Annotated in this window: 20 protein-coding genes; 16 read left to right on the top strand and 4 right to left on the bottom strand. The window is 60.5% G+C overall.

Annotation, left to right across the window (positions count from 1 at the left end):
* Positions 1 to 61 precede the first annotated feature (61 nt).
* Positions 62 to 937, top strand: a complete 876-nt coding sequence (locus ACIIOY_RS20410) for a helix-turn-helix domain-containing protein (protein ID WP_411036515.1) — start codon at positions 62 to 64, stop codon at positions 935 to 937.
* A gap of 151 nt (positions 938 to 1,088) precedes the next feature.
* On the opposite strand, the gene ACIIOY_RS20405 is transcribed toward ACIIOY_RS20410, so the two are convergent.
* Positions 1,089 to 1,286, bottom strand: coding sequence for a hypothetical protein (locus ACIIOY_RS20405; protein WP_411036594.1), 198 nt, complete (start codon positions 1,284 to 1,286; stop codon positions 1,089 to 1,091).
* Positions 1,287 to 1,444: 158 nt separating this feature from the next.
* On the opposite strand from ACIIOY_RS20405, the gene ACIIOY_RS20400 reads away from it, so the two are divergent.
* The 3 genes from ACIIOY_RS20400 to ACIIOY_RS20390 all read left to right on the top strand — a co-directional run bounded on the left by ACIIOY_RS20400 (position 1,445) and on the right by ACIIOY_RS20390 (position 3,696).
* Positions 1,445 to 1,681: a hypothetical protein gene (locus tag ACIIOY_RS20400; protein ID WP_411036514.1), complete on the top strand. Its 237-nt coding sequence runs from the start codon at positions 1,445 to 1,447 to the stop codon at positions 1,679 to 1,681.
* A 2-nt stretch (positions 1,682 to 1,683) separates the two neighbouring features.
* Positions 1,684 to 2,376 (top strand): DUF899 domain-containing protein, encoded by a 693-nt coding sequence (locus tag ACIIOY_RS20395; RefSeq protein WP_411036513.1) that lies wholly within the window; start codon positions 1,684 to 1,686, stop codon positions 2,374 to 2,376.
* A gap of 624 nt (positions 2,377 to 3,000) precedes the next feature.
* Positions 3,001 to 3,696: a TetR family transcriptional regulator C-terminal domain-containing protein gene (locus ACIIOY_RS20390; RefSeq protein WP_411036512.1), complete on the top strand. Its 696-nt coding sequence runs from the start codon at positions 3,001 to 3,003 to the stop codon at positions 3,694 to 3,696.
* Between the two features lie 153 nt (positions 3,697 to 3,849).
* On the opposite strand, the gene ACIIOY_RS20385 is transcribed toward ACIIOY_RS20390, so the two are convergent.
* The gene (locus tag ACIIOY_RS20385; protein ID WP_411036511.1) at positions 3,850 to 4,104 is read right to left on the bottom strand and encodes a hypothetical protein; all 255 of its coding nucleotides are present in this window, start codon (positions 4,102 to 4,104) and stop codon (positions 3,850 to 3,852) included.
* A gap of 5 nt (positions 4,105 to 4,109) precedes the next feature.
* Here ACIIOY_RS20385 and ACIIOY_RS20380 point away from each other — a divergent pair, with 5 nt between their 5' ends.
* The 6 genes from ACIIOY_RS20380 (at position 4,110) to ACIIOY_RS20355 (ending at position 9,454) form a co-directional block, all read left to right on the top strand.
* A complete protein-coding gene (locus tag ACIIOY_RS20380) occupies positions 4,110 to 4,988 on the top strand; it encodes an amino acid ABC transporter ATP-binding protein (RefSeq protein ID WP_411036590.1) in 879 nt (292 codons plus the stop codon).
* Positions 4,985 to 5,701: an ABC transporter permease gene (locus tag ACIIOY_RS20375; RefSeq protein WP_411036510.1), complete on the top strand. Its 717-nt coding sequence runs from the start codon at positions 4,985 to 4,987 to the stop codon at positions 5,699 to 5,701. Before ACIIOY_RS20380 ends, ACIIOY_RS20375 begins: the two co-directional genes overlap by 4 nt.
* Complete coding sequence (locus ACIIOY_RS20370) at positions 5,698 to 6,432, top strand: ABC transporter permease (RefSeq protein WP_411036509.1); 735 nt, start codon at positions 5,698 to 5,700, stop codon at positions 6,430 to 6,432. The genes ACIIOY_RS20375 and ACIIOY_RS20370 overlap by 4 nt, the downstream gene beginning before the upstream one ends.
* A gap of 36 nt (positions 6,433 to 6,468) precedes the next feature.
* Positions 6,469 to 7,257, top strand: a complete 789-nt coding sequence (locus ACIIOY_RS20365) for a transporter substrate-binding domain-containing protein (protein ID WP_411036508.1) — start codon at positions 6,469 to 6,471, stop codon at positions 7,255 to 7,257.
* A gap of 234 nt (positions 7,258 to 7,491) precedes the next feature.
* The gene (locus tag ACIIOY_RS20360; RefSeq protein ID WP_411036507.1) at positions 7,492 to 8,787 is read left to right on the top strand and encodes an NAD(P)/FAD-dependent oxidoreductase; all 1,296 of its coding nucleotides are present in this window, start codon (positions 7,492 to 7,494) and stop codon (positions 8,785 to 8,787) included.
* A 52-nt stretch (positions 8,788 to 8,839) separates the two neighbouring features.
* On the top strand, positions 8,840 to 9,454 hold the full coding sequence (locus ACIIOY_RS20355; protein WP_411036506.1) for a dimethylsulfonioproprionate lyase family protein: 615 nt from the start codon (positions 8,840 to 8,842) through the stop codon (positions 9,452 to 9,454).
* A 120-nt stretch (positions 9,455 to 9,574) separates the two neighbouring features.
* Here ACIIOY_RS20355 and ACIIOY_RS20350 read toward each other — a convergent pair whose 3' ends face one another.
* Both ACIIOY_RS20350 and ACIIOY_RS20345 read right to left on the bottom strand, forming a co-directional pair.
* Positions 9,575 to 9,706 carry a hypothetical protein gene (locus ACIIOY_RS20350; RefSeq protein ID WP_411036505.1) on the bottom strand — a complete coding sequence of 44 codons (132 nt, stop codon included), beginning with the start codon at positions 9,704 to 9,706 and terminating at the stop codon, positions 9,575 to 9,577.
* Positions 9,707 to 10,006: 300 nt separating this feature from the next.
* Positions 10,007 to 11,833: a helix-turn-helix domain-containing protein gene (locus ACIIOY_RS20345; RefSeq protein ID WP_411036504.1), complete on the bottom strand. Its 1,827-nt coding sequence runs from the start codon at positions 11,831 to 11,833 to the stop codon at positions 10,007 to 10,009.
* Positions 11,834 to 11,881: 48 nt separating this feature from the next.
* On the opposite strand from ACIIOY_RS20345, the gene ACIIOY_RS20340 reads away from it, so the two are divergent.
* The 6 genes from ACIIOY_RS20340 (at position 11,882) to ACIIOY_RS20315 (ending at position 17,717) form a co-directional block, all read left to right on the top strand.
* Positions 11,882 to 13,015, top strand: a complete 1,134-nt coding sequence (locus ACIIOY_RS20340) for an LLM class flavin-dependent oxidoreductase (protein ID WP_411036503.1) — start codon at positions 11,882 to 11,884, stop codon at positions 13,013 to 13,015.
* Positions 13,016 to 13,210: 195 nt separating this feature from the next.
* The gene (locus tag ACIIOY_RS20335) at positions 13,211 to 14,188 is read left to right on the top strand and encodes an ABC transporter substrate-binding protein (RefSeq protein WP_411036502.1); all 978 of its coding nucleotides are present in this window, start codon (positions 13,211 to 13,213) and stop codon (positions 14,186 to 14,188) included.
* A 95-nt stretch (positions 14,189 to 14,283) separates the two neighbouring features.
* Positions 14,284 to 15,774: an aldehyde dehydrogenase gene (locus ACIIOY_RS20330; RefSeq protein ID WP_411036501.1), complete on the top strand. Its 1,491-nt coding sequence runs from the start codon at positions 14,284 to 14,286 to the stop codon at positions 15,772 to 15,774.
* A gap of 27 nt (positions 15,775 to 15,801) precedes the next feature.
* Positions 15,802 to 16,404, top strand: coding sequence for an amino acid synthesis family protein (locus ACIIOY_RS20325; RefSeq protein WP_411036500.1), 603 nt, complete (start codon positions 15,802 to 15,804; stop codon positions 16,402 to 16,404).
* A 40-nt stretch (positions 16,405 to 16,444) separates the two neighbouring features.
* Positions 16,445 to 17,392: a flavin reductase family protein gene (locus ACIIOY_RS20320; RefSeq protein ID WP_411036499.1), complete on the top strand. Its 948-nt coding sequence runs from the start codon at positions 16,445 to 16,447 to the stop codon at positions 17,390 to 17,392.
* A gap of 4 nt (positions 17,393 to 17,396) precedes the next feature.
* Positions 17,397 to 17,717 carry an NIPSNAP family protein gene (locus ACIIOY_RS20315; RefSeq protein ID WP_411036498.1) on the top strand — a complete coding sequence of 107 codons (321 nt, stop codon included), beginning with the start codon at positions 17,397 to 17,399 and terminating at the stop codon, positions 17,715 to 17,717.
* The last annotated feature ends 184 nt before the right edge of the window (positions 17,718 to 17,901 follow it).

Below are 17,901 nucleotides of genomic sequence, written 5' to 3'. Positions count from 1 at the left end.
TAATTCAGAATTTCTTCCCGATATTCGTATATTTATTCCCGAATCGAAGCGCAGGGGCAGCATGAGTGCGGATTTCAACGAGACCGGGGAGTGGACGGATTCCCCGCGCGCCTTTCTGGTCGAGCGCCACGTCGCTGATACGATGAGGACTGCGCATTGGCATGATCACATCGAGGTCAATCTGCTCCTCAGCGGCACCATGACCTATCTGTTCAACGGACGGCAGGAGCATGTAGAGGCCGGGCGCTTCGCTCTGTTCTGGGCCGCCATCCCGCACCAGACGATCTTCGTAACGCCGGATGCGCCCCTGATCTGCATCTATCTCCCCCTAGTTGACTTTCTGGCCCTGCCGATCAACAAGGCCTCCCGCCAGGCGATCATGCAGGGCGCATTCGTGACGCAGAGGGTGCAGGATATTCTAAGTGCACACATTGCCTCCCGATGGATCGACGAATGGGAATTGGGCGGCGAACTGCGCCGTCGTCTGGTGTACGACGAGGTCAAGCTGGCCGTACGCCGGATCATTCTCGACCAGGTGGAAAAGGATGGGGCAACGAGCAAGTCGGGGATACCCCTCAATCCGGCCGTCAGGCATGCACAGCTGTTGACGGACTTGATCAACACGCGCTTTGCCGAAAGGCTGACGCTGGCATCGCTTGCGAAGCTCGCCGACATCCACCCGACGACGATAAACCGTGCTTTTCGGGAAGTGCTTGGAATCTCCGTGATGGAATATCTGACCAGGTACCGTCTCGCGCGTGCAATGCAGCGGCTTACGGAAACCGACGAGGCGATTGTGGAAATCGCCCACGACTGCGGTTTTGGTTCGAGCACCCGATTCTATGACGTATTCATGCGCCGCGTCGGCACGACACCCCGGAAGTTTCGGCTCGCGGCCCGCTCCGTAGAACGCGCGCTGGGTGAGGCAAGGCGATGAACCGCTGAAATCAGAAAACCAAGAATAGATAATCCTACTTAAAAATAAAAAATATCGTCATTGATTGTTCTAACACACCGCAAGCGACCGGTCTGTGTTGACGTAGAATTTAACCTCTGACTCATATATTCTTCTGTGATCAAGAGCATTATCATAGATAATCAATGTTTAGCTTCTCCGGCACATTTGCCGCCATTTCGAATCTCATCAAGAGCTTTGCGCTTGATACGATATGAATGCCACGCAACGCCGGCGCCGGTGGGGCATCGCGCAACGCGACCCTCTTCAGCGCAGCGAGGGCATCGGCAGCCGAGAGCGCGCGTGCAGCGGCAGTAAACAGCGAGTCCATTGGAATCCCGTCACATTTGTAACTCTCGCTGGGCCTGCCGGCCGGGATACGTCTTCGTACAGCAACCGCTGGAAACGGCAAATTCTGTCAGACGATCGGAGGTGACGATGTTGGCATCAGCAGGGAACGCCGGTTCGTTGCGAGGGCCTGCTAGCGACATGGACGGCTGGCTCAGGCTCGCCGCTGCCCCGACTTTCGCATGGATGGCCGGGATTTCTGCCGCTGGCTCGCCGGCCACGATGATGTGCTCCGCCGTCCCGGCCTTCGTGCCGATCAACGACATGGCCTTGATGTACCTGCTGATGAGCCTCTTTCACCTATCGGCATGGCTGAAATTCCTTTCCGGCCGTTTGCGGGGCCGCAGCGCCCCCACCACCCAAACCGAAGGAGACTGACTATGCAACACGCTGTCGTTTCACACGATGAATGGCTGAACGCCCGCCGGAATTTCCTGAAGGCGGAAAAGGAGCTTACCCATCTTCGCGACAAAATCGCCAGAGACCGGCTTGCCCTCCCATGGGTTCGCATCGATAAGGAATACGTGTTCGACACGCTGCATGGCCCACGCACGCTGGCCGATCTCTTCGACGGTCGATCGCAGCTTCTGGTGCAACATTTCATGTTCGCGCCGGGATGGAAGGAAGGCTGCCCGAGCTGCTCCTACATGGCCGATCACACCGACGGCATGAACAAGCATCTGCCGCATCACGACGTCACCATGATTGCCGTTTCGCGTGCGCCGCTCGCCAAGATCGAGCGCTACCGCAAACGAATGGGCTGGCAGTTCAAATGGGTGTCGTCTTTCGGCAACGACTTCAACTACGACTTCCGCGTCAGCTTCACGCCCGAGGAGGTCGCCAGCGGAAATATCGACTACAACTTCGGGGAATGGCGGGAAGCTGGCGAGGAATGGCCTGGCGTCAGCGCCTTCTACAAGGACGACGCGGGCGAGGTCTTCCGCACCTACTCCACCTACGGGCGCGGCGTCGAGGTAATGATGGGCACCTACAACATGCTCGATCTCGCTCCGAAGGGTCGCAACGAGGCCGAGGGAATGGACTGGGTACGCCGCCACGATCGCTACGAGTAACCTTCCCGGAGAGCACCGGCCAAATGATCTGCGAGTGACGAGAAAACAACGTGATCGCCGGACTCCATCGGGATTCCGGCGATTGCCTACTCCTTGCTGTAATCCATGGTTCCGGCTGGAAACCAGTAGTCGCAACGAGGGGCGGACGGAAACATGATTTGGCAACTTAGGCACAATCACGAAGTGATGTCGGCAGAACCTGCCATGTGCCAGGATAATCGAGTGCGGCGCAACCACCACAACAGTGGTCTCGTGTCCGCTTCCATGAAACAACGATGCCGATCTCGACGGTCGACATGTCAGCCCTCTGCCCGCAAACAAGGAGGCGATCCAGCGGGCAATAGGGCCCCCTTGCCGCGGGATGTACCTTTTTCGTCATCTCGCATGATCTTCCTTCTGTCGCCGCGGCGCCTACGAATAGTGTGCGATGGCTCGGAAGTGCTGCCCGTGGCATGAGCCTGAAAAGGATGACGAGGACTCTTCAATCTGACATAAGCAGATCACTGCTCTCTCCCGAGTGCCGCAGCTAGCAGTAGTCGTGTCACCCAAAAGGCCCGAGAAATGACAGAAATTAAACCGCGACGACCGAGATTCAGCCGCGAGTTGCCGGCGGTACGCCGTCGGATGCTGATCGAAGCCGCAACGCGATGCCTTTCGCGAGGCGGGATCACGGCGTTGACGACCGACAACATCCGCAAGGAGGCGAAGGTCTCCATCGGTCTCGTTGCGCATCATTTCTCCGGCAAGGACGAAATCCTGGCCGAGGTCTATCGGGCTTCTCTCTATGACGACATCCATCAACAGATTGTCGAGGCTCGCATAAACCGCGCCAACGCTGACGAAAGCACCCCGGAACAGCGGCTGTGCGCCCTCATCCAGGCCCAGTTCTCGGAAAAACATTTTTCCAAGGCCAACCTCCATATATGGCTTTCGCTCTGGGGCGAGATTGCCAAGAACGAGGCCCTCAGAATCCAGCATAGCCAGCTTTGGCGCGAATATCGTGAGGCGCTTCAGCTGGAAATAGCAGCGCTTGCAGCCGAACGTGGGCGCAGCGTCAACTCCGGGCAGCTTGCAATGAACTTCATTGCCCTTTTCGATGGCCTGTGGCTGGAATGGTGTCTCGACCCGACTGCCGTATCTCAATCGGACGCGGTTGAAGGATGTTATGCGCTCCTGGAAGTGCAACTAGGCCCCTTGAGCCGTCTAAAACCCAAGCGGGATCGGAGGGCGCCGCAATCGGCCGGCTCAGAGTCCCGGAACGTCGAAACCCCCAGGCCTCCTTCCGGGCCGTCAACCGAACGGCAGACGCAACTTCCCTGACATAGGCAGTAAGCCACCGGGGCGCTCAAGAGCCGTTGGCCAAAAAGTGATTGATGCAGCGGTCAAATCGTGACTGCAGTTGCCGGTTTCGACGACAGGACAACGCTCGAAATCGTCGTTCACTTCCAGGAATCCGGGCGCCACCGTCCGACGTCACTCGATCTCCAAATCACCGGCACATTTCCAGAAACGGTCGCTGTCGATAGATGCGGCCTCTTTCAGCACTCGCTGTAGCGCAATTCTTGTTGAAAGAATTTTCAATAAGCGATAGCTTCCTATCGCGGCGGAAAAATCGGCCGAGGGAGGTGAGCGATGGCTTCTTACAAGCATGGAGACGGCGAGGCGCAAGACGATCGGCCCTCCCATCCGCAATGCGATCGCGCCACCATGCGGGAAGAAGTCGCGCAATGGTGATGGACGGATGCTACTTCGCCACAGACGATGAGACGACTCCAGGTTGCGACCTTGCTCGTGTCGATCGCAAAACGGCGGCCGGAGGCCGGCGTCCCGGTGCGGCCACGGGTCGTGAGACGATCATCGAAGCGGACAACCTGGAAAAGTGGTTTGGCGCACACAAGGTTCTCGACGGCGTCTCGCTCGAAGCGAACCGTGGAGACGTCATTGCCATCGTTGGTTCAAGCGGCTCGGGAAAATCGACGCTGCTGCGATGCCTGAACCTTCTCGAAACGCCCGATGCCGGATCGCTCAGGTTTCGCGGAGAGCAGATAGCCTTCGACGGCGCGCCGCACGAACGCGCCAGACGTAAGCAGGCCGAGCGCCTCCGGTCGCAAGTCGGAATGGTCTTTCAGGCGTTCAATCTCTGGGATCACCGGACGGTTCTCGAAAACCTCATGGAAGGCCCCCGTTTCGTTCTCGGCCTGTCCAGGCGCGAGGCCGCCGAGCGGGCGCGCACATATCTCGCGAAGGTCGGCCTTTCCGGAAAGGAGAACGCCTATCCGGCGCATTTGTCGGGCGGTCAGCAGCAGCGTGTCGCGATCGCTCGCGCGCTTGCGATGGCCCCGCATGCCATCCTGTTCGACGAGCCGACGTCGGCGCTTGATCCGGAACTCGTCGGTGAGGTTCTCAGGGTGATGCGCCAACTGGCGGCTGAAGGCACCACCATGGTGATCGTCACGCACGAGATGGCCTTCGCGAGGGACGTTGCCAGCCAGCTTGTCTTCTTGCAGGGCGGGAGAATAGCCGCACAAGGTGCGCCGCGCGATTTGTTCGGCGGCGGCGCGCCTCAACGCCTCCGGGACTTCCTCAGCGGTGGCGGGGAGCGAGCTCCATGACGCTCACACTCCTCTCGTTTGGCCCGGAAGGGTGGGGCAGCACGCTTCTGATCGGCGCGCTGATGACCATCGCTGTGGCCGTGAGCTCCTTTGCGTTCGGTCTCGTCCCGGGTGCGCTCGCTGCCATGGCTTCGAGATCGCGGCACGTTTCGCTGCGGGCGCTCGCTCTCGTCTACACCACGCTTGTTCGCGGCATCCCGGAGCTGCTCGTGATCTACCTTTTCTTCTTCGGCACCAGCTCGATGATCATGGCGATCGTCAGGCTGACGTTTGGCTACGGCGGTTACATCGAGGTCAATGCATTCGCCATCGGCGTTCTGTCCGTCGGCCTCATTTCGGGAGCCTACTCTGCGGAGGTGATCCGAGGCGCGATCGCAAGCGTCCCAAAGGGCCAACTGGAGGCGGCGATGGCCCTGGGGCTCAAGAGATGGGTCATCGTTTCGCGGATCCTGTTTCCACAGGCGCTACGGGTTGCTTTGCCCGGCCTGAACAACGTCTGGCAGACGACGCTGAAGGATACCTCCCTGATATCGGTCACCGGACTGGCCGAAATCATGAGAAGCGCAAACATGGCCGCGGGCGTGACGCATGAGCCGTTCACGTTCTATCTTGCTGCAGCCCTGATCTATCTTCTGTTCACGTGGGGCTCTGCGCGTCTCTTCGCCCGTGCCGAAATTTTCTCCGGACGAGGTCTGAAGGAGGCGCGGCCATGAACTTCCAGATGATCCTGGAAAGCTTCCCGATGCTGCTGGAAGGCGTGCGACTCACGCTGGAACTGGCGTTGCTGAGCGTTTCCACCGGCCTGATGCTGGCAATCGGGCTGACCGCCGCACGCCAGTCGCGCTTCGTTGCGCTCCAACTGCTGGCAAAGGGCTACGTTTTCATCTTCCGCGGCACGCCGCTGCTGGTGCAGCTCTTCCTGCTCTATTACGGGCTTTCCCAGTTCGATGCGGTCCGGACAAGCATCTTCTGGGTCGTATTGCGGGATCCATTCTGGTGCTCGACGATAGCGCTGGCCCTCAACACGGCTGCCTATGTGAGTGAAATAATAAGAGGCGGCGTCCTTTCCGTGCCGTCGGGAAACATCGAGGCTGCCCATGCCGTCGGAATGTCGCGGCTGGCAATCGTGCGACGCGTGGTAATCCCGGTGGCGGCGCGGCAGGCGCTGCCTGCCTACGGGAACGAGCTGATCCTCATGATCAAGGCGACGTCGCTCGCGAGTACGGTCACGCTTCTCGAGGTAACCGGGATCGCCCGGCAGATCATTTCCCGCACCTACGCCGTCTTCGAAGTCTTTATCGCGGCCGGGGTGATCTACCTGCTCATCAACATGGTCGCGGTGGTTGCGGTCCACATTGCCGACGCATGGCTGCATCCCGAACGGAGGCGGCGATCGAACGCCTTGCCCGGCGCATTCGGTGTGTCCTCACCGCAGGACACGTAAAGGGCATCGAAGTGCAACTCAGCCACAAGAAGGGGAATGAAAGAAATGGCACGATCTTGGATTGTTTCACTGGCGTTGATAGCGCCACTGTTTGGCCTGGCGCCCGCTGTGGCGCAGGAAAAGTTGCCGGACCCGGTGCGGATCGGCATCGAAGGCGCTTACCCGCCGTTCAATTTCGTCGACACGAACGGCAAGGTCCAGGGTTTCGACGTCGATATCATGAATGCGATCTGCGCGGCGGAAAAGATCCGGTGCGAATTCGTCGTGCAGGACTGGGATGGGATCATTCCGGGCCTTCAGGTCGGGAAATACGATGTCATCATCGGCCTCGGAATCACTGAGGAGCGAAAAAAGGCCGTCGATTTTACGGACAAGTATTGGGCGACAGAAAACCGTTTTGTCGGCAGGAAGGGCAAGGAATGGGACTATACCCCTGAAGGGCTGAAAGATGTCGTGATCGGGCTTCAAGGAGGCGCCTGGCAGGAAGCCTACGTCAAGGCGGAACTACCGCAATCTGTCATGAGGTCCTACCAGACGCTCGAACAGGCTTATTTGGACATGGAAGCCGGCCGGGTCGATCTGGTTTTCTCCGACACGATCCTTCTCTTCCATTTCCTCGACTCCGATCGGGGCAAGGACTACGAATTCAAAGGACCGGTATATGACGATCCGAGATATTTCGGCCCCGGTGTCGGAATGGGCATTCGCAAGGGTGAGAACCTTCTGCGCGACACTATCAGTGATGGCATCCGCAAGGTGCGCGCGAGCGGTGAATATAAGAAGATAAACGACAAGTATTTCCCGTTCGATATCTACGGGGAATGAGGAGGACGTTTGCCCCAAGGTCGGTACAATCCGACCTTGGGATCTCGAAATACTCCGCGAAAACCTGGTTTCCCGGCTCTTCCGCAACAATGCGGCACTGTCGCTTCAAGCCGTTCGTGTTCCCGCGACGAACCCCGGCAAGGGCCCGGCTCCGAAACCGGAAGGCGTCAGATATTTCCGGGAAATATCTTCTGATCAAGGCGACTGATTGTCGATCAACGTCGAGTACATGAAATGAAAAATGCCCCTTCCTACAAGTCACGGTCCGGCTGGAATGCGTTGCTGCCACAGCGTCGTAACCGGGAAGACGAGCCGACAACCCGACGTTTTCGCACCGCCGTCATCGGCGCGGGTTACACCGGATTGGCGGCTGCGCGTCGTCTCGCCGAACTTGCTCCCGGGGAAGAAGTGCTCCTTCTGGAATCGTCGACCGTAGGCGAAGGTGCCTCAGGACGGAACTCCGGGTTTCTCCTTGTCAATCCAGGTGAACCAAGTGCCAACGCCGCCGGATTTGCGAAGGAGTGGGCGACGAGGCAGATGGGGCTGGCGCAAGCGGGCCTGGATTGGCTTCGTTCGCTGGTGAGCGAACACTCCATAGATTGCGACTGGGATGAAAATACGCCCGCTATAACCGCTGCAGCCACGCCGTCGGTCGAAAAATCGGTTCGCCAAACGCGCGAGACCTATCGTGCATGGGACCTGAACCCCGAGGAGTACGCCCGGCCGGAGCTTTCTCGGATGCTCGGGACGGAGTACTATAGATACGCGATACGGTCCTTGACCCGGGCTCTGGTACAGCCGGCAGCTTTGCATCGCGGGCTCGCGGACACGTTGCCTGCGGCAGTAAAGCTGAGGGAAAACACCACCGTCCAGTCTTTGAGCGACAACGCTCCCTTTCTTATCCAGACGAACCGTGGCGAGTTTGTCGCAGATCGGGTTTTCGTAACCAACAATCTGCATGCGAGATCTCTCGGAATCGCCCGTAATCGAATGATCGGGATCTACACCTACGGTGCACTCACGCCTCAACTCGATGATGATCAACTCGCACTGCTGGGCGCCGGGCACACATGGGGTGTCCTTCCGGGGCATCGCATGGGAACCACAATGCGAAAGACCAAGCGGCGCCTCCTCATTCGAAGTGGTGATTCCTATGAGAAGGAGCTCAGCACTGCGGACGCTCGCAGGATGCTGGCACAACTTTACCGCCGCAGATTCCCGCGAATGCGCACCCATGAATTCGAGCATGTGTGGGGCGGCGTCACGGCTATCACCCACAATGACAACTATTTCTTCGGGCAGGTCAAACCGGGAATGTATGCATCTGTTGGATGCGGAGGGGCGGGGGTTCTCAGGGGAACCATTCAAGGTAAGCTCCTGGCCGAACAAGCCAGCGGTTTGCGTTCTTCTCTCCTGTGCGATCGTCTGGAGCTCGGAACTCCAACCTGGCTTCCTCCGGAACCGCTCAGGCGCATCGGGGCAACCTTGCAGATAGCCTTCGAACAGTGGCAGGCGGGCAGGGAGCGCTGATGGACTACGGACAACTTCGACATTCTAGGCAGCGCCGATCCGGAGGACCGTCATGAGCACAATCGAACGATCACCCGCACTGCAAGGTTTTCTCGACTCGGTGAAACGAGCCGTTGAAACAAGTGCGCCGCGTCCCGAGACGCAAGCTTGCCTGCGCCGCGTATTCGCAGCGCTTGCGACGCCAAAACAGGAAGCAGTCGGCGATGGCACCCGCTTGCCCGCGTGCGACTATCTCGACGCCGCGTTGGAGCCGGCAATTCGCCGGGGAGGCGCGCTAAAGGAGGTGGCTCTTGGAATAGCTGCCCTGGCGCCTCTCCTGTCGTGGGACAGGCGAGAAGGTGCTGCACCAACGGCGAGCGAGTCCTTCAGAAACGGACACGCCAATACCATGATCGTCGGTCCCGGGGGAATTGAGGATCGCCGCGATGTCTGGGTGGGTCTCTCGCTTCTGGCACCGGACGTGAGATACCCGGATCACAATCATTCACCCGAGGAGATCTACCTCGTTCTCACCGACGGGCGCTTCCGCCACGGGAATGATGACTGGGAAACACCAGGGATCGGCGGCACATTCCATAACAAACCCGGAATTGTGCATGCGATGGCTTCCTCCGGCCATTCTCCGTTCTTGGCTGTTTGGTGCCTGTTCGACCCCAGAGCCATGTGATTTCGCCTCACTTGATGAGGCTGTTTATATGTCTTGGCAGTGTCGGACGCGAAAGTCTCTCTAGCGTCCTCGCATAGGCTTCTACGACCAGTTGGAGGGGTTGTCAGGTTCGATCCTGCGTCAACAGGCATCGAGCTTTGCAGCGAGGTCAAGCGCGGAGCTGACCAGCACGGCATTGGGATGCCGTTCGATATAGTTAAGTAGCCGCCTTGCCGCACCGCTCAGATTTTGTCTTTGCTGCACGTCCAGCATGCCACATTCCATTTCAGGGTGCCCCATAGGGGGTGAGCCACATTTCTAGCTCGAAATGAAGCACGAATTCCAGCGACGGGCCAACCGATGCCCTGCGACCCATCAATGCATAGGGCCTGCGCCATGCAACGCTATGGATTTCATCCGGGCGCTCGGCGAAGTGATTCCTTGCTCGATAGGCCGCGATCAGGGACGGAGGTTGACGAGGTCGGAACCGATTTTCTAGCGAAGGCGCCGAATGTTCTCAGCGGGCGCAATGAGAGGTCTAATGTCATGGCGGTTGGCAGCCCAGATCATCTCTCATGCGCTCGGGCCCCGGACAACTAACGCGCCGTCGGGTCTGTTCGGTGGGCCACTCCGCAACGCTTGATCATGTCGCATCTCCGGCAAGAGTGATGTCAAGCGCAAAGCCATCTCGACCCGAAACCGGGTCTCTGCGTCCCGGACATCGATGCTGAAAGTTTCGCGAATCTTATCGATCCGGTAGCGCACAGTCGAGATGTGAACGTGGAGCTCGTCTGCGACCGGTTGCGGGCGTCCTCCATGTCGAATAAGCGCCTGCAGTGTCGGCATGAGTGGAGCGGATTGCGTGGCATCATGTTGCTGGATGCCGCTCAGGACCGCGCGGCAATAGTCGCTGACGAGCGTGTAATCGAGCATTTCCGAGAGGATGCCGAACGGCCCGGTATCGGTCAGCGACAGCCTTCCATAGTGCTTGTTCGATATCGCCCAGTCGCTCAGCCTCAACGCGCGACGCCAGGCCGAAGCGTAGTCGGCGGGAACCATGCAGTCCGGAATTTCCAGCATCACGCAACGACCTGAGCTCAGACGCTCCGCCTCGGCGAGCAATTGATCGGTAAACCGCTGCATTGTGGGCTGGTCGAACTCGTTCTGCGGGACGAGCAGCACGACGAACTGGCCGACAATGCCGGTTACGATGCGTTGCGCCATGGTCTGCACCAGTCGGGATATGGGCCACATGACGGCCGAAAGTGACACCGCAGTCGTGTCGCTGCGGAGCGCCACGAGATTATGGGATTGCTTGAAAATGTGTGCATAGGGATGATCCTGCAGGGGCAAAGTGTGCAGCTTGCCGTCGAGGAGCTCGGACAGGAACTCCGACGAGGACTGTTTGTTGGCCTGGAAATGGATGTGGTTGCGCAGCAGCGCGATGGAAAGCACCATCCAGATGGCTTCGGCGGCCTCAATGATCTCTTGCGATGTCTCCTCGCTCACCACGAGTGCAATGCCGCCGATGATCTCGCCATCGGCCATGATCGCCTGGCTCAGGACGTCGAGCGCCACAGTGCCGGCACCGAGCTTCAGGACGGTTTTCTTGTCGAACTTCTCGCTTCCGGTGACCTTGAAAAAGCTCTCGATCGCCCGCCAGCCGCTGCCGTTGCACAATTCGTCCATGGCCCGGTTGTCGGCAAACCCGCTGCAATAGGCGCGACCGAGCACGAGATCGCCGACGATGAACGGGCTGGTCAGGTGGCGGTGGCAGAGCTGGACGAGGGTCTGGAACGAGGTTTCCTTCAGCGCCTGGGAAACAAGGCTGCGCTGCAGCATCAATACGGAGGACAGCTTCTCGATCGCATCGTCCCGCGATTCCAGGGTCTTGCCCTTCTCCACCGCCATCCCGGCAAGATCCGCGCAGGTCGAGAGATAGGTCAGCATGATCGGCGATATTTCGAGACGATCATGCGACTGCAGCGACATGACGAGAGGGCGCCCGTCCCTGTCCGTCGCCCGCAATGGCAGCAGAACCACGGTCCGGTAGCGTTGGACCTGCGCATCCGCCCAGTATTCCGGATAGGCGGTCTGCGTAAGCGCATCCTCTATGACCACCGGCTCGCCCGACGCCAGAACGACGGATGTCGGGCTCGTGCTCAAGTTCCAGGCCGTCGGCCTGACCCTGTCGGTCTGGGAACGGCTGAAATGCGCCACCTCGACACATTTTGCCGAAGGTGCGTCGACCGCCATGATCGACGACGATTTCCAGGGCGAGTCGAAGCAAATCGCATAGGCCATGCGGCTCAGCACGTCCTGGCTGTCCTTGCCTTCGTGCACGATCCGAGCGATTTCCCCGAGCCGCTCCAGGAAATCCGACGCCGGTGCCTGCTTCATCCACCTTGATCCTTCACAATTTCATAGGAAAAAACTTAGCAGATTCCATTGAAAGATAGGAAGGAATTAGTTGAGGTTTGTCTATTCTCGGCGGCAAGTCACAACGGGGTCTGCACTATGAAGTTTTCTGTATCTCTCACTCTGGACCGACGCAGCGACGCCGAGGACATGCGCGGCGTTATCCGCCATACGCTTGAGATGGCGCAGCTTGCGGAACAGGCCGGTTTCGAGATCGTCTGGGTCGGCGAGCATCATACGATCGAGGCCAATATCGGCCCGGCGCCATTCCAGATGCTGACCCAGATGGCAGAGCACACCGACCGCATCCGGCTCGGCACGGCGTGTGTGGTGGCGCCCTACTGGCACCCGATCAAGCTGGCCGGCGAGGCAGCTTTCTTCGATCAGTTGAGCGGCGGCCGCCTCGAGCTTGGCATCGGTCGCGGCGCCTATCAATACGAATTCGACCGCATGGCAGGTGGCGTCCCGCAAAAGCAGGGCTTTGCCTATATGCAGGAACTGGTGCCGGCGATGGAGGCGCTGTGGGGCGGCGACTACGCCCATGAGGGAGCATACTGGTCCTTCCCGACTTCGACCTCCGTTCCCAAGCCGCTCCAGAGCAAGATTCCGATCTGGATCGCCGCACGCGATCCCGCCTCATACAACTGGGCCGTCGCGCAGGGCTATAACATTCATTCCTGGGCGATCACGCGACCGTTCTCGGAATTCCTCGCCTATCGCCAACGTTTCGAAGATGCCTTCGCCGCGAGCAAGCTCGCCCGCCGTCCGCGTTTCATGACGATGCGCCACACCCACGTCTATGACAGGCCGGACGGCCTCAAGCTCGCCGTCGACGCCCTGATCGATCGCAGCGGCCTCTTCGAGAATCTCTTCAAGACCGACGGCGGGGTCGTGAACGGCTTCCCGTTGTCCCACGACGTCTTCTCGTCCTCCAACAGCGAGGAATATGCCATCGAAAGCCTGCGTGAGAACTTGATTTTTGGCTCGCCGGCCGAAGTCATCGCAAAGCTGAAGCTCTACGAGGCGGCCGGAGTCGACAATTTCTGCTACTATGCCGGATTTGGCCTGTCGCGAGAGGAGCAGAAGCGCTCGCTCGAACTGTTCGGCCGCGAGGTCATCCCCGCTTTCGAGAACGCGGGAGAGAGCAGGCGCGAGGTCGGCTGACCGGCAGCACCGCATGGGAATTTCCCGGTTCGGAAGAATAACGGAAATTCCCGCCCTTCAGGCCGTCCGACAGAGGCTGGCAAACAAGACCGGTCGGGGCACCCGCAGCAATTCCAACCACATCATAAAAGGGGAATAAACATGAAGCGCAGAACATTCCTTCATTATTCAGCCCTCCTTCTGGCGGGATCGGCCATGGGCGCGCGCAGTGTCTTCGGACAAGCGAAATCACTGACCTTCGTCAGTTGGGGAGGCTCGACGCAGGACGCACAGAACAAGGCCTGGGCCGTTCCGTTCACGGAAAAGACCGGTATCGCCGTCATCAATGACGGCCCGACCGACTACGGCAAGCTGAAGGCCATGGTCGAGAGCGGTAACGTCATGTGGGACGTCGTTGATGTCGAAGGCCAGTTCGCCTACAAGCTTGCCCGCGAAGGCCTCCTCGAGCCGATCGATTTCAATATCGTCAACAAGGACGGGCTCGACCCGCGCCTTACCTTCGAATACGGCGTCGGCAGTTTTCTCTCATCCTATGTCCTGGCCTACAACAAGCAGTTCGTCACCGGCGAACCGAAGAGCTGGGTGGACCTCTTCGACCTCGAGAAATTCCCCGGCAAGCGCGCGCTCTACAAGTGGGCATGCATGGGTGCGCTGGAAGCGGCACTGCTGGCCGATGGCGTCAAGCCGGAGGACGTCTACCCGCTCGATCTCGACCGTGCCTTCAAGAAGCTCGACACCATCAAGCGCGAGATCGTCTGGTGGGGAACCGGTGCGGAATCCCAGCAGTTGCTCGCTTCCGGCGAGGCGCCGCTCGGCATGTTCTGGAACGGCCGCGTTTATTCGATGCAGAAGGATGGCCTGGATACGCTAGGCATCTCCTGGGCGCAGAACATCCCGGGGCCGGACATGCTGGTCATCCCGAAGGGTGCGCCCAACAAGGCGGCCGCCATGGAATTCATCGCGATCGCATCCGGAGCCAAGGGCCAGGCAGACTTCTCCAATGCATCCGCCTATGCGCCGACCAACGAGGGTGCCCGAGCGCTGCTCAACGAGGACATGATCGAGTTCATGCCCTTCTCGCACGCCGACCAGGAACTGCCGATGAACCTCGAATACTGGTCCGAACATACCGACGAGATCGGAACGCGGTGGTACGCCTGGCAGGCATCCTGAGGCCTGATCGCAATACGGCTGGCAAATCGCCGGCCTCCCATCGCGACGCGATCCGATTGCCGGCTCGCGTCGCCCGAAAGCATGGAGATTCCCAGATGTCGATGACGCAATCCGTGACCGCACGCGCGGGCGAAACACGCCCCATGCCCGTTTACATCAATGGCGAATGGCGAGATCTCGCGGAGAAGCCCCGCATCCTGTCCTACAATCCCGCGACCGCACAGCCGATCTACAGCATGCCGGATTGCGGCGAGGCGGAGGTGGACAAGGCGGTCCGGGCCGCGCATGCCGCCTTTCACGGCGCTGAATGGCGGGCTTTGGGGCCGGTCCAGCGCGGTCTGCTGATCCGCCGGATGGCCGATGTCGCGGTGCAGAACGCCGATCTTCTTGCCGAGATCGAGGCCGCCGATTCCGGCAAGGTGCTGGCCGAGACAAAGCGCTTCGCCAGCGTCTGCGCCGATTACCTGCGCTTTTTCGGCGAGCTTGCCGACAAGGTCACGGGCGATACGTTCACGCCGCCGCAGCAGGGCATGACCGCCTTTACCAAGCGCGTTCCGATCGGGGTGGTGGCTGCCATCGTGCCATGGAACAATCCGCTCTGGCTGCTCTCGCTCAAGCTGGGCCCGGCCCTTGCGGCCGGCAACACCATCGTCATCAAGCCGTCGGAAATCGCGGCGGCCCCGATCATCGAATTCGTCCGCCTCGTCACCGAAGCCATCGACCTGCCCAGGGGCGTCATCAATGTGGTGACCGGCGGGGGCGCCACCTGCGGCCGGGCGCTCAGCAGCCATCCCCTGGTTTCCAAGATCGCCTTCACCGGCGGGCCGGACACGGCGCGGCATATCGTCGAGAACTCGTCGCGCAATCTCGCGGATGTGTCGCTCGAGCTCGGCGGCAAATCGCCGGCGCTGATCTTCGATGATGCCGATCTGGACAATGCGGTCGCCAGCGTCATCTCCGGCGTCTTCCTCGGCTCGGCCGGCCAGAGCTGCGTCGCCTCGTCGCGCGCGCTGGTGCAGAAAGGCATCTATCCCGAATTCGTCCGCCGTCTCGTCGAGGCCGCCTCAACGCTCAGGATCGGCGATCCGCTGGACACGGATTCGCAGCTCGGCCCGCTGGCGACCGAGGCACAGCTCTCGCGGATCGAGACCTCCGTCGCCAAGGCCGCGGCGGGCGGCGCACGCATCCTGCTCGGCGGCAGCCGGCCTGAAGAACTCAAGGAAGGCTGGTACTACCTGCCGACCATCGTCGAAGTGGATGCCAACAGTCACGACCTGGCGCAGACCGAGATGTTCGGTCCGGTGCTGACCGTCATGACCTTCGACGACGAACAGCAAGCGCTGGACATGGCCAATGATACCCGTTTCGGCCTCGCATCCGGCATCTTCACCCGGGATGTCGGCCGCGTCCTGCGCCTCAGCGACGGCCTGCGCGCCGGCATCCAGTTCGTCAACTGCTACCGGATGGGTGCACCCATGGGTCCGATCGGCGGGTTCGGCGACAGCGGCAAGGGCCGCGAAGGCGGGATCGATGCCGTGCGGGACTACACCAAGACCATCACGGTCTGGATCAACACCAATATCTGATCGACGCATCAAGACCGGGAGCTTTTCGTGGCAATCGAAATCCGCAAGACCCTGCTGCAAGTTGAAACCACCCTCATCGAGGGCGGCAAGACGGCGGCCACGCCCCTCAAACTCTACTCGGCCATCGCCGTCGTCACGAATCCCTGGGCGGGCAGGGGCTTCGTCGAGGACCTCAAGCCGGAAATCCATGCTGCCGCCCCCGTGCTCGGCGAATTGCTGACCGGCATGATCATCGACGCCGTCGGCTCGGGCGATCGCGTCGAGGCCTACGGCAAGTCGGCCATCGTCGGCCTCGACGGCGAAATCGAGCACGCCTCGGCCCTGATCCACACGCTGCGTTTCGGCAATCACTACCGCACGGCGGTGGGCGCGAAGTCCTATCTCGCCTTCTGCAACACGCGCGGCCCGGCCAATGCGCCCCTGATGATCCCGCTGATGGACAAGAACGACGAGGGCCGCCGCTCGCACTATCTGACGATCCAGACCTCGGTTTGCGATGCGCCGGCGGCGGGCGAGATCGTGATCGCGCTCGGCGCCTCGGTCGGCGGCCGGCCGCATCACCGCATCGGCAATCGCTACCAGGATTTGCAGGATCTCGGACACGACGTCGCCAATCCGGCGGGCGTGTGAGCCGGCGCTGCGGACCGTCCGAGCGGGAAAGGAGACAACCGTGATTGAGCAGACCATCGATCCCCGCGCGTTGCGCGATGCCTTCGGCGCCTTCGCCACGGGGGTGACCGTCGTCACGGCACGGGCGCGTGACGGCAAGCCCGTCGGCTTCACCGCTAATTCCTTCAGCTCCGTCTCCATGGATCCGCCCATGCTGCTCGTCTGCCTGGCCAGAACCTCGCGCAGCTACGCGGCCATGACGGGCACCGACAGGTTCGCGGTCAATATCCTGTCCGAGCACCAGCAGGATGTCTCGAACACATTTGCCCGCCAGCTCGAGGATCGGTTCTCCTCCGTCGAATGGGCCGATGCGCCCAACGGTTCGCCGATCTTTCCAGGCGCCGCGGCCTGGTTCGAATGCGCCCTCAGCCAGGTCATCGAGGCCGGCGACCACGTCATCCTGCTCGGCCGCATCGTCGCTTTCGTCAACAATGGGCTGAATGGTCTCGGCTATGTCCGCGGCCGCTATTTCACGCCGAGGCTGGAGGCGATCGGCACGTCCGCGGCTGCCGAGCCGGAAGCGCGGATAGGGGCCGTGCTCGAACAGAACGGCGCGATCTATCTGCTGGGCGAGGAGCGGCTTGCCTTGCCGAGCTGCACCAGCGTCGATGGAGACCCGGTCAAGGCGCTGGAGGACCATCTGCGGCAATTGTCCGGCCTCTCCATCGAGATCGGCTTCATCTATTCGGTCTTCTCGACGAAGGGCGGCCGGCAGCACAACGTGATCTACCACGCGCTGGCCGGCAGCGGCATTCCGCGGGAAGGACGGTTCATCGGCGGGGCCGATCTGGTGGACGCGACGTTCGAGAACACGGCGACGGCCGACGTCATCAGACGTTTCGTCCTTGAAAGCTCGATCGGCAATTTCGGCGTCTATTTCGGCGATGACATTTCCGGCCGCGTGCACCCGGTCACGTCGAGCCTGGCGCTGTCCCGAACGGCGAAATGACGCCATGTTCCATGAAGTCAGGACCTATCGGCTGAAGAACGGCGCCCTTCCCGCCTATCTCAAGGCCGTCGAGGAAAGAGGCATCGCAATCCAGAAGAAGCATCTGGGAAACCTCGTCTGTTATCTTTATTCCGAAATCGGGCCGATCAACGAGATCGTCCACATCTGGGCCTTTTCCAGCCTCGACGATCGCCAGCGCCGCCGCAGGGCGCTCGCCGAAGATCCGGAATGGCAGGCGTTCATTCCCGAGATCGTCGGCCTCATCGAGCTTGCCGAGAACAAGATCATGAATGCGGCGCCGTTCTCGCCGCAGCCGGCCGGATGAGTGCGGGGACGGACCGCAATGACAATGGGCGTCCTCAAGACGCCGGGAGAGTAAGAGGGGTTACGAATGGCATCTGCCAGTTCTCGAGCATACCGGAGGCGGCTCCTGGGCACTTTCGGCTATCTCGTGCCGGCATTGCTGCTCATCGTCCTCTTCTTCATCGTGCCGGTGCTCATGCTCCTCC

It is taken from the genome of Shinella agrisoli (genome assembly GCF_046557955.1).
In the GTDB taxonomy this organism is placed as follows: domain Bacteria; phylum Pseudomonadota; class Alphaproteobacteria; order Rhizobiales; family Rhizobiaceae; genus Shinella.
This window is presented reverse-complemented; position numbering and strand designations above follow the sequence as displayed.

Excerpts from the sequence above, each read along its gene's own strand:
- ACIIOY_RS20410 (WP_411036515.1), top strand. The coding sequence starts at position 62 with ATGAGTGCGGATTTCAACGAGACCGGGGAGTGGACGGATTCCCCGCGC.
- ACIIOY_RS20405 (WP_411036594.1), bottom strand. The coding sequence starts at position 1,286 with ATGGACTCGCTGTTTACTGCCGCTGCACGCGCGCTCTCGGCTGCCGAT.
- ACIIOY_RS20400 (WP_411036514.1), top strand. The coding sequence starts at position 1,445 with ATGGACGGCTGGCTCAGGCTCGCCGCTGCCCCGACTTTCGCATGGATG.
- ACIIOY_RS20395 (WP_411036513.1), top strand. The coding sequence starts at position 1,684 with ATGCAACACGCTGTCGTTTCACACGATGAATGGCTGAACGCCCGCCGG.
- ACIIOY_RS20390 (WP_411036512.1), top strand. The coding sequence starts at position 3,001 with ATGCTGATCGAAGCCGCAACGCGATGCCTTTCGCGAGGCGGGATCACG.
- ACIIOY_RS20380 (WP_411036590.1), top strand. The coding sequence starts at position 4,110 with ATGGACGGATGCTACTTCGCCACAGACGATGAGACGACTCCAGGTTGC.
- ACIIOY_RS20375 (WP_411036510.1), top strand. The coding sequence starts at position 4,985 with ATGACGCTCACACTCCTCTCGTTTGGCCCGGAAGGGTGGGGCAGCACG.
- ACIIOY_RS20370 (WP_411036509.1), top strand. The coding sequence starts at position 5,698 with ATGAACTTCCAGATGATCCTGGAAAGCTTCCCGATGCTGCTGGAAGGC.
- ACIIOY_RS20365 (WP_411036508.1), top strand. The coding sequence starts at position 6,469 with ATGAAAGAAATGGCACGATCTTGGATTGTTTCACTGGCGTTGATAGCG.
- ACIIOY_RS20360 (WP_411036507.1), top strand. The coding sequence starts at position 7,492 with ATGAAAAATGCCCCTTCCTACAAGTCACGGTCCGGCTGGAATGCGTTG.
- ACIIOY_RS20355 (WP_411036506.1), top strand. The coding sequence starts at position 8,840 with ATGAGCACAATCGAACGATCACCCGCACTGCAAGGTTTTCTCGACTCG.
- ACIIOY_RS20350 (WP_411036505.1), bottom strand. The coding sequence starts at position 9,706 with ATGCTGGACGTGCAGCAAAGACAAAATCTGAGCGGTGCGGCAAGGCGG.
- ACIIOY_RS20345 (WP_411036504.1), bottom strand. The coding sequence starts at position 11,833 with ATGAAGCAGGCACCGGCGTCGGATTTCCTGGAGCGGCTCGGGGAAATC.
- ACIIOY_RS20335 (WP_411036502.1), top strand. The coding sequence starts at position 13,211 with ATGGGCGCGCGCAGTGTCTTCGGACAAGCGAAATCACTGACCTTCGTC.
- ACIIOY_RS20330 (WP_411036501.1), top strand. The coding sequence starts at position 14,284 with ATGTCGATGACGCAATCCGTGACCGCACGCGCGGGCGAAACACGCCCC.
- ACIIOY_RS20315 (WP_411036498.1), top strand. The coding sequence starts at position 17,397 with ATGTTCCATGAAGTCAGGACCTATCGGCTGAAGAACGGCGCCCTTCCC.